The sequence below is a fragment of the Pedobacter terrae genome, assembly GCF_900100705.1.
In the GTDB taxonomy this organism is placed as follows: domain Bacteria; phylum Bacteroidota; class Bacteroidia; order Sphingobacteriales; family Sphingobacteriaceae; genus Pedobacter; species Pedobacter terrae.
The window spans coordinates 1-13,699 of sequence record NZ_FNCH01000026.1 but is presented as its reverse complement, the minus strand read 5'-3'; the positions used below and the strand labels follow the sequence as shown (position 1 = coordinate 13,699).

At 43.8% G+C, this 13,699-nt stretch carries 7 protein-coding genes; all 7 read left to right on the top strand.

All coding sequences use genetic code 11. The annotated features are described in order from the left end of the window. The first annotated feature begins 425 nt into the window (after positions 1–425). The 7 genes from BLR60_RS21985 to katG all read left to right on the top strand — a co-directional run bounded on the left by BLR60_RS21985 (position 426) and on the right by katG (position 13,236). Entirely contained in the window at positions 426–1,769 is a 1,344-nt protein-coding gene (locus BLR60_RS21985; protein WP_090503861.1) for a serine/threonine protein kinase, read from the top strand. A 46-nt stretch (positions 1,770–1,815) separates the two neighbouring features. Continuing rightward, positions 1,816–2,769, top strand: coding sequence for a hypothetical protein (locus BLR60_RS21980; protein WP_090503858.1), 954 nt, complete (start codon positions 1,816–1,818; stop codon positions 2,767–2,769). 94 nt (positions 2,770–2,863) lie between these two features. Beyond that, positions 2,864–4,309: a PP2C family protein-serine/threonine phosphatase gene (locus BLR60_RS21975; RefSeq protein WP_090503855.1), complete on the top strand. Its 1,446-nt coding sequence runs from the start codon at positions 2,864–2,866 to the stop codon at positions 4,307–4,309. Beyond that, positions 4,296–8,417 carry an FtsW/RodA/SpoVE family cell cycle protein gene (locus BLR60_RS21970; protein ID WP_090503853.1) on the top strand — a complete coding sequence of 1,374 codons (4,122 nt, stop codon included), beginning with the start codon at positions 4,296–4,298 and terminating at the stop codon, positions 8,415–8,417. Before BLR60_RS21975 ends, BLR60_RS21970 begins: the two co-directional genes overlap by 14 nt. A gap of 106 nt (positions 8,418–8,523) precedes the next feature. Then, positions 8,524–9,324: an FHA domain-containing protein gene (locus BLR60_RS21965; RefSeq protein ID WP_244155722.1), complete on the top strand. Its 801-nt coding sequence runs from the start codon at positions 8,524–8,526 to the stop codon at positions 9,322–9,324. Further along, complete coding sequence (locus BLR60_RS21960) at positions 9,317–10,699, top strand: serine/threonine protein kinase (protein WP_090503850.1); 1,383 nt, start codon at positions 9,317–9,319, stop codon at positions 10,697–10,699. Before BLR60_RS21965 ends, BLR60_RS21960 begins: the two co-directional genes overlap by 8 nt. A 260-nt stretch (positions 10,700–10,959) precedes the next feature. Beyond that, positions 10,960–13,236, top strand: coding sequence for a catalase/peroxidase HPI (gene katG, locus BLR60_RS21955; RefSeq protein WP_090503847.1), 2,277 nt, complete (start codon positions 10,960–10,962; stop codon positions 13,234–13,236). Positions 13,237–13,699 lie beyond the last annotated feature (463 nt).

Here is a 13,699-nt window from a genome sequence, read left to right as displayed (position 1 = left end):
AGCTTTTTTCTTTCCCATACAATTCTTTTGCACTATGTGTTTTATAGATTTCAGTGAATAATTGAAGACTATTGATTTTTATATTAAAGCTCGGCGAAACTGCAAAGATTAATTTTCCATACAGATTCATGAGATGAGTAGACTAAAGTTCCAACCCAACGATTTTTACTCCGTACCAATTGACCTGGTTGCGTTGCCAACTTGGTTCTGGCACAATAATGGCTTCATGAATCAGATAAGAAACCACATACTTATTTTAGCAAAATCGATTATTATTTTAACCAGTTGATGTTTTAAATCGGAGACTGCCGGCAACAGTAAAAGTTTTCTCTGGCCAGGCAAAAAGGAAAGGCTTTACAAGCCCCCGATCACATTAAATTATTATTTGGCAACAAAAAATCTCTATAGTTGTTATTAGGAGAAATATGAGTAAAGTATTTACAATTACAGAAGGGCTAGAGAATTTGGGCGCGCTGCGAACCGGCGGACAAGGATCGGTATATAAAGGCAAACGCATTGGCGCAATTTACTCCGCAGTGAAATTAATCCCTACCCCAATATACACAGAAGACCGCGATGATAAAAATTACCGCAATTTTGAAAACGAGGTTGCAAAGTTGCTTAAGGTAAATGAAAATCCTAGTCCGAATGTTGTAAAAATGCTCAGTTTCGGTATAACCGAAAGCGGATCCTTCCCATTCATAGAAATGGAGTATATAGAAGGGCCAGACCTTTGCGAGCTGCTTCAACCCCCACACCAAAAGATATTTACACTTAGCGAAGTGATAAAAGTTGCGCAACACCTCGCTGCTGCCCTTGAGCACTGCCATAAACTTGGTGTAAAACATGGCGATGTTAAAAGCAATAACGTTAAATATAATTTGCACACCGCGAACTATGTACTGCTCGATTTTGGACTCGCCATTATGAGTGAGGAGCAGCGTAGAAGTAGTATCCGGCATGCAGGTGCAGTGGAGTTTATGGCGCCCGAACAAAATGAAGGCAAAATGCTTCTGCAAACCGATGTTTACAGTTACGGTATCATCTTATACGAATTACTGGGTGGCCAGGTTCCTTTTCCCCTTTCTGGAAATAGCGATACCGCACGTAATTCGGTAATGATCGGTCATATGGAAAGTGGAGTGCCTGACGTGATTGCACAACGCAGGGCAAACTTACCTGAGAACTGGACCGACGAGCAAAAAAAACGTGAAATGCAGGTTCCGGACTGGCTCTTAAAACTGATCGAAAAATGTCTGCAGAAAGATCCTATGCTTCGGTACAGCGATGGAATGGCCCTGCATGAAGCAGTGCTTGGCGGAAGCTTATCAGGCAATGTTTTACCCATAGACGATCAAGCTATGGATCTGCTCAAAAAGGAAAACGAAGCACTCCGTAAACAGGTATTGACACTGGAAAGCGTGGCCCAGGTACCCGAAAAAAACGGTATATTATTACCTCATTTTGCTTTTATTCTAATGATCATCTCAATTATTGGATTAATCGCTTTTGTGGGCTATTCCCAGTTTGGAAGCAAACCACAGACACAGCAAACTGTTCAAACCATAGATTCGATTCCATCTACAGTTGATACCACAGCGCAGGAAAGAAGAAGATTGGAGAAGCAGCGCAAGCTGGCTGAAGCAGCAGCAACAAAGCGGATGGTAGATAGTGCAATCAATGCCGAGATTAAAAAAGCCAGAGATAAAGCAGCCGATAGTACAGAAAACATTAACCCCGATACTTCATCGAGTCCTATAGAATTTTAATTTTTAAGAAACAATTGTCCTTCACCGCCACATAGGCCCCTAACATATGGAAACAAAATCAAATTTCTGGCAGCGTATCGGTATTCAGGATTGGTTTCTAACCGAAGAAAACAACAGCAGAGGCCAAAAATCCCCGCAACTTACTCCGGAAACCATTTACAGCTTTATTGTGGATAAATTCAAGGAGTCCATCAGGGAATTATCTTTTGCTGATCGCATTGTTTTTTATCATGAATTCATCATCACTTTCAACGCTGAAGATTACCGTGAATTTATAGATAATAAACAGGGTATCTTGGGCTTAATCGTGCAGGAAACAGTCAAAAAATTTTATGAGATTTTAAGAGAGCACCGGCAAGCCGGAAAGAATGTCGAACCATCCGGCTCAAAGTGGGTCTTTCGGTTGGTATCACATCCCGATTACGCAAGGGGCGATAAGGGTTTTATTGGAAAACTGTTGCCAGACAATAATCAGAAATCGGAAAATCTCCGGGTAACATTTATTCCCCGACAAACCGGTATTGCGCAAACATTCGATATCAACAACGATATTTTAAAAGGTTTTACTTACTATAGCGAAGGCTATATGGAAATCCCCTATGATGCGCAACTGGAATATGTTGAAGGCAATACTCCGCCTTCCAAAGACCAGACTGTTATCGGCCGGTTGGAAGCCATTATACCGGACAAACAGTTTTCGGGCAAAAAAATCGAGTTCCTGATTAAAACTGAAGATACTATCGTTTCGGGAAATGATGATGGACGTGAAGATTCGAATATTTTCAAGATTGCCACAGAATGGGTCAATTCACCACACTTACATATCCGCTACAACAAAACAGACGGTAATTTCTATTTAGCTTCTTTCGGCGAACTTACCACTTTGAACGAGGTTTTGGTGCAACGCAGCGAAATTAATTCACCACAATGGGTTTCTTTGCCGCTTAACTCCAGGATGTTACTCAACGGTATAATTGGTATAAACCTATTTAAACCTTAGTTTATGTCGCAACTGCTATCAATTTTATTGTTATCATTGGTCGTTGCGCTGATGATCGTTCATTTCAAAGACATTAAAAATTCCCGTAATAAAAATGGATAAACACTTTTTTGGCCTCACAGACACCGGCAAATCCAGACAGAACAACGAGGACAGCTTTATTGTTAAGTCCCTTACCAACGATCAGTTGATTTTGGCAGCTGTGATAGACGGTGTAGGTGGCTATCATGGCGGAGAGGTAGCAGCCGCTATTGCCGCAGAACAGATTTCGATCCAGTTTTCAGGTCGCCCAGCCGATCCAATTTCCCAGATGATCAGCGCATTCAGGAATACAAACGAAGTGATTGTTGCCAAAAAGCAAACCGAAACTACGCTTTCTGAAATGGCCTGTGTGGCCACTATGGTAGTCGCGGATATTGAACACAATCAATTTTATTATGCTCACGTTGGCGATACCAGATTATACCTGCTACGGGATGGATCCTTGATTAAAATTTCTAAAGACCATTCATTTGTAGGCTTTCTGGAAGATTCGGGAAGATTGGATGAGGCCGCTGCCATGCAGCACCCAAAACGGAATGAAATCAATAAGGCGATCGGTTTCAGTGATCAGATTGCTACCGATGAGAGTTATATTGAAACCGGTCAATCTCCTTTCCTTCCAGGCGATCTCCTCTTATTGTGCAGTGATGGACTGACCGATATGGTAAACAGGCAGGACATTACCACCCTGCTTTTGCAAGGAGATACATTGGCTAAAAAAGCCGGCAACCTTATCGCTCTTGCCAATGAAAATGGCGGCCGTGACAACATCACCGTTGTGCTGCTGCAGAACAATAAAGCACCTCAACAGGTAAAACCCACCAGGCCAGACCATACACAACAGGTTCAGCCAGTAACAGGAGCAGAAAGAAATGAAGCCATACGGCCATCTGAAAATACAGAACCTTCAACTCATGCAGCACCTAAAAGAAATTATTGGTTCACTACACTCGTTATTTTGTGTCTCATTCTTCTTGGTACTACCATATTTTTGTACCTGCAGCGCCAGCAATTAGCCGCCCCTGTTTCAACAGTAAATCAATCGCCAAAACAAAAAGTGAGAAACAGCCAGGAGCAGTTATTACAAGATGCGTTAGACCATACCCAAGGGGACACTCTGGTATTATCCGATTCGATTTTTAAGAGTCCGGTACTGATCAGCGATACGTTACGTCTGGGGAAAGACACCCTCTATGTTATTGCAAATGGCATTGTGCTGCAAGCGGATAGCGGATATAAAGGTGCAGCCATAACGATGCTGCCTCAATCGAAGTTAATGAAGCTAGACAGCCTGCAATTTAAAGGTTTCGCTACCGCTATCGCTATTTCAGACCAGGCACTGTTACTCAAAAACGTCACTTTTAGCAATTGTTTGCTTCCCATACAAAACAGCATCCATTTCCCTGACCAGAAACCGGTAAATGCAGCATTAAGTAGGATTGGTACACTAAAAGGCAACACCATTAAAACCGCAGATTCAAAAAATGGACCAGAATAAAGGAGCAGACAAAGTGAGCAGGGCTAAGGAACGGATTTTTATATTAGCAACTGCAACCGTTCTCGCACTCTTCTTCTATCAGTTATACACAATCATTCAGCCTAGATTTGCAGAAGTTGAACAGCGTTTAAAAGCTGGCACGATGGTTAACCTGAATGCAGAAAAACCTGCTGAACACATCGGGAACCTTCTTAAAAAGGGCTACTATTTTGAAGATCAGCGGGACATTGATCTGATAGAAAAAACCATTGCTTCTGCAACGCCAAATGCCGGGGAACTCGATAACATCGGCGAAGTGAACAAACGCAGGTACTTTTTACCTGCGGATGAGGCTTACGCAAAAGGTGGCAAATCATTTAAAGCAAGGGTGCTGGCATCTAGGGCATTGCTGGGTTATATAGGTGATGATTCGATTAATTTCGACCAGGAGCAAAGTAAACCCCGTCCTTACCCTTCAGAGGTAAATCTCAGCATGGGTGAGTATGATATCAGTGGGAAAATCGTAGAAAATAAAACAGCTGTACAAGGCGTTTTGGTTCGTTTGGAAATGATTTTGCCGCAGGACAGTATTTACAACGACGAGCCGACAGAAACCATTAAAAATATAACGGAAAAAGCAAATGGCATTACAAAGGTTTATACTTTGGATACTGCCGGTAAACGGAAATTACAACAGCTCACCGTCTATGCCCGTACCGGTAATGCCGGTGAATTCACCTTTGCTAACTTGCCAGGCAATCATGCATTCAAGATATTGCCTTTAAAACCAGGTTTTCAGTTTGGCGCCTCAAAGGGCGTACAAGACCTTGATGAAAATACCACCTTCACATTTGAACAGCGTCCACATACGATAAAGCTTTTCTCTACCAGAGACTTCAATATCCTCAAAAAGGAAAAATCGCTGATCATCAGAACACCTGAGGAATTCAACAAGTGGTTTATGATCATTTGCGGAAGCCTAATTGCCGGCTTTTTACTCCTCCACTTCATCCTCTCATGGAAATTCAGCACTGCCGATCAGGTCATATTGCCTGTAGCAATGATGCTCACAGGCATCTCATTCCTGATGCTGCTGAGTTTGCAGGATCCGCTGCGCGACCGTTTTTTAGCTAAAGATTCGCTCTTATACCTGTTCATAGGTTTTGGGAGTATCTTATTAATGCTGTTCATCAAACTACGCCGTTTCAATACCGATACCTGGGTTTATCGACTGCTTTTATTTAAGCACATCCGATCAGCCGCAAACGGCTGGCCATGGGCCCTGGCCGCCATTGGATTGCTGGCACTCACAATCTTATTCGGAACCGGGCCAGAAGGAAGTGGTGTAAAAGTAAATCTGTTCGGATTTCAGCCCAGTGAAGTGGTGAAGTATCTGATCATCTTTTTTCTCGCAGGATTTTTTGCCGTAAACGAGAAACTGATCAGTGAATATATGAGCTGGAAAAAAAGATGGTCTTTCTTCTCCTTTGCCTTATTGGCGATACTGTTAACCCTCATGTTATTTCTGATATTGGGAGACCTGGGGCCGGCGATGGTAGTTTGTTTCACTTTTATTATACTATTTTCATTCTCCCGGGGCGATTTTATGTTTATGGCAGGCGCTATCGTATTATACGTACTGGCTTCATGGGTTTTTGAAAACATATGGATATCTACCGGAGTAACCTTGCTTTTGGTAGGTGTGCTGATGTTTTTCGGGCGCAGGCAGCTCAGTGAGTCCGCCATCATGGTACTGGTGATTATGTCGGCTTTTTTAACCATTGATCAGATTCCATATTTGGACCGTGTCTTCCCCGGGCCGGTTCAGCGCCTGGGAGATCGGAAAGCAATCTGGCAGGATGCCTGGAACAATGAGGTTTATGGCGGCGACCAGGTGGCCAATGGTCTGTGGGCCATGTCTACCGGTGGCGCAACCGGTCAGGGTGTGGGTCAGGGCTTTGCCAAAACCATTCCTGAAGCACATACCGATATGATCTTGCCTTCAATAGGTGAAGAATTTGGATTAACGGGAATATTGTGCATCTTCCTGCTGTTCCTGTTGTACCTGCACCGATCTATTATTATTGGGCGGCGTACAGGCTCTCCTTTTCTATTTTATCTAAGTGCGGGGGTCGGCGTATCTACCTTTGTACAGTTTTTGCTCATAGCAGGTGGTTCTACCGGAGCGTTACCGCTATCAGGGGTATCCCTGCCTTTTCAAAGTTATGGGGGATCTTCACTGGTACTCAATTTTTTAGCCGCCGGATTTTTATTATCAGTATCTGCTGTCCGGGGCAGCGAAGTACAGATGCAATACATCGCTAAAACGCAAGACAAAAACCTGGTGCCGGCCTTAATCGCTGCCTGTCTGGGCATCCTGCTATTGGGCGCTAATGTAGCAGGCTATGTGCTGAACAACCGGAAATGGGTTGTACAGCCGGCCTTGGTTGCAGACCGTAGTGGCGCGAGAATGTTCAGTTACAATCCCCGTATTGCCATATTGATGAGTCGTTTAAAAGCTGGAACCATACACGACCGAAAGGGGGTTTTAATGGCAACCAGCAATGTCGACAGTGTGAGGGCGCAACACTTTAAGCTCATCGGTGCAGGAATCCCAAGTTATAATCTCGATTCTGCAGTACATCAGCGTTTAGACCGATATTATCCTTTCGAAGAACAATTGTTCTTTTGGACAGGTGATGCAAATTCAGGTATATTTAACGGAAGTGTTAACGGCTACTTTGCAGATTATGAACATGCGGCCGAACTCCGCGGCTTTAAATTACCTGTAAAGAGTTTTACCGTACTCGCAAAGAGATACAGCGAAAACCGTTTCCTGGCGCGGGGAGTTAAGGAAATGACGGTTGTGAAAAAAGATTACGCCGCGCTTTCTCCATTGCTTCTGGCCGGAATCAGCAGCAAAGAAGTGGAAGATTTTAAAAATAAAAACCGAGATGTACAATTAACCATGGATGCCGGCCTGCAGACCAGGATCCAAAAGTCAATTGCCAGAGACACTTCGCTTGCTGATAATCGGGTTTCTGTGGTAATCATGGAAGCAAGTTCTGGTGATGTTCTCACTTCAGCGGTATATCCATTGCCACCCATACATGATTGGGAACGGTTAACCATGACCAATGCAGAACAAAACCAGCTTTCGGGGTGGACAACGACAGCTGATCTTGGTTTTACCAATTTTACACAGCCAGGCTCAACAGCAAAGCTGATTACTGCCATGGCATCCTTCAATAAACTGGGAATGGCCGCTGCTGAAAAAAAATACCAGGTGGCCTCCTGGGAACGTATCCGTACAAAAGGTATTGAGCCAGACGAAACGGGATGGATTAATCTGGAACGGGCAGTGGTTAAATCCAATAACGTCTATTTTATCAAACTTGCAAACCAGGAGCAGTTGCAGGAAAACATGGGTGAGCTGTACTTAAAAACAGGCATGTTTCTACATGGGGCTGGGGGCTATTATTACAATAAGCCCAGCGAAAACGCTGCACAGGAAGAAAAATGGAAACAGCTTTGGCGAAATACCGAATTTAATACTAAACCGAAGTATGATCCCAACAATATCCGAAAAACCAGGGCAAAAGGAATTTCCGGCATGGCCTGGGGGCAGGGCGCACTTATTGCGACCCCGGCGGCAGTAGCAAGAATGGCTGCGGGGATTGCAAATAATGGAAACATGATTGCAAACAGGTTTGTACTTAAAGTAAGCGGTCAGCCACAGGCGATAAAAACTGGTACGAAATTGGTAAACAATCCGGCATACGCCAGGCTGATGCAGGAGTATATGATCAAACAGAGCAGTGCAAAAGCGCATACGCTTGGACTGGCCGTAGCCGGTAAAACAGGTACGCCGGAGCGGATCTGGAAGAAAAAACAGATTAATGATGGCTGGTATGTATTTTTTGCACCGACTGCAACAGGCAATGGCCATATAGTAGTCTGTATACGCATTGAGGCTACCAAAGGATCATCAGACGCTGTACGATTGGCCGGCAGGCATGTAATCCCGTTCTTAAAAGAGGGCGGCTATATCAAAAGCATTCTGCCTTCGGTGAAGGATAACAACAAGGCACCTGTTACAGAACTTAATGGAAGCGCTGAAGCATTTTAACGCAAACTATAAATCATAGTTTGTGGAGCTTCAGCCAATTGGAGGCAGCGCAGATGTTGAACCCGATATTTTTTTAACACATTAGCAAGTACTAACAAATAAACAAATGAAAATGATATTCGACCTCTTCAAGAGCGCAAGTTCGGAACATCCCGATGATGTGAAGGGAATCAGGCACGCATTATTACAGTTTGTAAAACAGGAGTTGCAAAAAGCGGAAGGCGGAGAAGGCGCAAATATCAAAGGTTTGGGGATTTTCATCCACTGCAGCCCTGCAACGCGTCATGTGTATGAAGCTGCCGTGTTTACCGAGGACCCCGACCAATTAAAAAATGAAATACAACGGATCAGTGATGACTATTCCCTGGATCTGCCCTCGGGCTGGTTACTCACATTTGCTTTCGATGAAGCTTTTCCAGACGATGCGGTAGAAATGCAACAGCTGCCAGTTGCACTGTTGGTTAAAACCAAAACCCATTTTGTTAAGCAACAGGCTAAAGCTTACCTAAAAGCACTTAGCGGCAAAACTTTACAGCCAAGCTATGAAATAACTTCCGAGGGTGGAAAATACAATATCGGCAGAGATGAAAAGGCACAGTCTGATGAAGGTTATTTCCGTACCAACCACATTGCATTTCCATCGGAAAGTGATGATGAACGAAATAAGTACATCAGCAGACAGCACGCACATATCGAATGGGATACAAATCTAGCTAAATTCGTGATCTTTGCAGATGAAGGTGGAATACCACCCCGCAATAAGGTAAAACTGCGTTCGGCACTTACCGAAAAAACCGTAAAACTCCACGCAACCCAGATCGGGCAGGAATTAGCCGAGGGAGATCAGATTATCTTAGGCGAATCGGTTGTATTGGAGTTTAGTTTTAAGCCGCAGTATCATGAGTAAAATTTTTACCATTGCAGAAGGGCTACAAAACCTCGGTGCATTAAAAACCGGTGGGCAGGGATCTGTTTATAAGGGGATGCGCATGGGACCGGTTTATTCGGCCATTAAACTTATCCCCACACCAATTTATGTGGAAGATGAAAGTGATAAAAACTACCGGAATTTTCTCAATGAAGTGAATAAGCTGCAGCAGGTAAACACCCATCCCAGCCCGAACGTGGTTAAGATACTGAGTTCAGGGATTACCGATAGCGGCGCTTTTCCTTATATAGAAATGGAATACATCGAAGGTCCCGAACTTAGCGAACTGCTATTGCCTCCGCATCAAAAAGTTTTCACCGTTAAAGAACTGTTGAAAGTAGCTGAACAACTGGCTGCGGCACTTGCACATTGTCATCAGTTTGGGGTCAAACACGGCGATGTTAAAAGCAATAATGTGAAGTACAATACGCAGACCGCCAATTACGTGTTATTGGATTTTGGTCTGGCCATTATGAGTGAGGAGCAGCGCAGAACAAGCATTCGCCATGCCGGGGCAGTAGAGTTTATGGCACCGGAACAGCATGAAGGAAAAATGCTTTTAGAGACAGATATTTATAGTTACGGTATTATCCTGTATGAGCTCCTGGCCGGGCAGGTTCCTTTTCCACTCGAAGGAGGAGGCGATACCGCCCGCAATACGGTCATGATATCACATCTTGAAAAGGAAATCCCGGGCGCCATGTTACTGCGTAAAAGTAATCTGGAAAATACCTTTCAGGAGGATATTCTGAATTCCGAAATGCAGGTACCCCACTGGTTGATCGAACTGATTGGGCGCTGCCTGCAAAAAAATCCAGCTGACCGGTATGCCAATGGAATGGAATTGCAGAAGGCAATTACTGCCGGCCTATTGTCAGTGCCACAGGGCATTGCGCGTACAGAAAACACCATGCCCAATGAAGCCCTGCGTTATGCCGCTTTATATGGCGAAACACAGCAAAAGAACGAAGAGCTTGAAAAAGAACTGGCCACATTAAAACCCCTGGCCCTGAAGGCAGGAATAAAATACAATACTTCGACAGGTGAATATCACCACGAAAATTACATCCATGCGCCAAGAAAGACTTTTTTAGCTTACGCTGCCGCCTGTACCTTAGTGGTTGCCTTTGTAGTTTACAGCTTAGCTAAGACCGAAAACAATAATGTGATAACTTCGCCGGTAACTCCATACCAGTCACCATTTGAAATCGCAAATCAACAATACAGGCAAGCCCTGCAAACAGCGAGAGAAGATAGTATCCGAAAAACGCGATGGGCACAGCAAGTTAAAGCATCAGAAAAGGCCAGGAAACAGAAAGGTAAAAAGAGAAAGAAATTTCTGGGAATATTCTGATCAAGCCACTTACGTCCTACCTTCCGAAATTTAAATGCTTAATGTGGCCTTTTTTATTTTAAGGAAGGATTAACATCAGGTTAAATTTGTGGATCTAAGCTCTGGCATCCTCCTAAATTACTGATATCGAATAGCAATAGATTCTAACTATTTCCTTATAGAATTAAATGATTGTGATTAGTTATTTCTATTCTCTAATTTTAATCATTGGTTAATTTTTAATAACGAATCAGATTTTCACTAACAAAATATTATACATAATGGAAAAAGAATCGAACGATATCAGCAAATGCCCGTTCCATAACGGCAGCATGAAGAGTAATGTAGCAGGTGGCGGTACCAGAAATGGCGATTGGTGGCCAAAACAATTAAAGTTGAGTATTTTACGTCAGCATTCCAGTTTATCTAACCCAATGGATGACGGATTTAATTATGCTGAGGCTTTTAAAAGTTTAGATCTGGCCGCCTTAAAAGCAGACCTTCATGCACTGATGACCGATTCGCAAGATTGGTGGCCGGCAGATTTCGGTCACTATGGTGGTTTGTTTATCCGTATGGCCTGGCACAGTGCCGGAACCTATAGGGTAGGCGATGGACGTGGTGGTGCTGGTGCCGGGTTACAACGTTTTGCGCCGCTAAACAGCTGGCCGGATAATGTAAGTCTTGATAAAGCACGCAGATTACTTTGGCCAATTAAACAAAAATACGGACGCAAAATTTCGTGGGCGGATTTAATGATTTTAACCGGTAATGTTGCCTTAGAATCGATGGGTTTTAAAACCTTTGGCTTTGCTGGTGGTCGTGAGGATGTTTGGGAAGCTGATGAATCGGTATATTGGGGTTCAGAAACCACCTGGTTGGGTGGCGATCTTCGTTATAGCCATGGTTCTGATGGCGCAGATAAAACACACGGTGTGCTGGTGAGTGATGATGATGCTGATGGCGATATACACTCCCGCAATTTAGAAAAACCACTTGCAGCGGTGCAGATGGGATTAATATATGTAAACCCTGAAGGACCGGATGGAAACCCGGATCCAATTCTTGCCGCTAAAGATATCCGCGATACTTTTGGTCGGATGGCGATGGATGATGAAGAAACGGTGGCCTTAATAGCCGGTGGCCATACCTTTGGTAAAACCCATGGTGCCGCTTCAGCAGATCATGTAGGCAAAGAGCCTGAAGCCGCTGGTATCGAAAGTCAGGGTTTTGGTTGGAGCAACAGTTATGGCTCTGGAAAAGGTGCTGATGCGATTACGAGCGGATTAGAAGTAATCTGGACCACTACACCAACGCAATGGAGCAATAATTTTTTCGAAAATCTTTTTGGATTTGAATGGGAATTAACGAAAAGTCCTGCGGGCGCTCATCAGTGGAAAGCGATCAATGCAGATGCCATTATTCCTGATGCCTTTGATGGATCAAAAAAACACCTGCCAACCATGCTTACCACCGATCTTGCTTTGAGATTCGACCCTGCATATGAAAAAATATCAAGACGTTTCTTAGAAAATCCAGATCAGTTTGCAGATGCATTTGCAAGAGCATGGTTTAAATTAACCCATCGTGATATGGGGCCAGTGACTCGTTACCTCGGTCCAGACGTACCACAGGAAGAATTGCTTTGGCAAGATCCGATACCTGCTGTTGATCATGTATTGATTAATGAAAATGATGTGGCCACACTAAAAGCAAAAATATTAGCTTCCGGATTGAGTGTTTCAGAACTGGTTTCTACTGCATGGGCTTCTGCCTCTACCTTCCGTGGTTCCGATAAACGCGGTGGCGCCAATGGTGCACGGATCCGTTTGGCACCGCAAAAAGACTGGGCCGTTAACAATCCGACGCAATTGCAAAAAGTATTGGGTGTATTAGAAGGGATTCAGAATGAATTTAATGCCGCGCAGCTTGATGGCAAAAAAGTTTCTTTGGCCGACTTAATTGTGTTAGCAGGTGCTGCAGCAGTAGAAAAAGCAGCCGCTGATGCCGGACACTCAGTTACAGTACCCTTTACGCCTGGCCGGATGGATGCTTCGCAGTCACAAACCGACGTAGAATCATTCGGTTATTTGGAGCCAGCAGCTGATGGTTTCCGTAACTACCGTAAATCTAAGTCGCAGGTTCCTACAGAAGAATTCCTGATTGATAAAGCGCAGTTACTTACTTTAACAGCACCTGAATTAACCGTATTGGTAGGTGGTTTGCGTGCCTTGGATGCTAATTTCGATGGTTCCAAAAATGGCGTCCTGACTACAAAACCGGGTCAGCTTACCAACGATTTCTTTGTCAATTTATTGGATATGGAAACCGCATGGAAGGCCATTGCAGAAGATAAAGAGCTGTATCTGGGAAGCAGCCGTTCAATTGGTCAGCCAAAATGGACCGCAACCCGCGCCGATCTCGTATTTGGTTCTAATGCCGAATTAAGGGCGATTGCAGAGGTTTACGCAAGTGCTGACGCACAAGATAAATTTGTGAAAGACTTTGTGGCTACCTGGAATAAAGTAATGAATTTAGATCGTTTTGATCTGAAATAATAAGATCTTGTTAGATCAAGAGGCTGTAAAAAAGCCAATTGCTAGAAGTCTTTTTACGTTGAGCCTGTCGAAACGCCATAACAATATTATGGCAAATCCTTCGACAGGCCACCATTGACAGAATCCAATAGTGTGGTCGTCATCGACTGTAGCGCAGCGAAATGCCTGCCCGTACAGGCGGGGAGAGATCTATTTAGTTAGATTTCCCGACTGCGTTGCACCCGATAGCTCCTAAAATCCGCATGTCTGTCGTAATCTAAATATTACTAACTTCTAAAGATGAATATCACCTGATTTTATTCCCCGATAATTATATTTTTAACCTCAATTTCATTTTTGATCTGCACTTGCGAACAGATCTTGGATCGAAATTCTATTTTGGGCATAAAAATGGCAATGAGATCTCCTCCCGGCGATATACCAGGTAACATATTGGCGCTATTATTTCTTTTTTTGTTGCTGA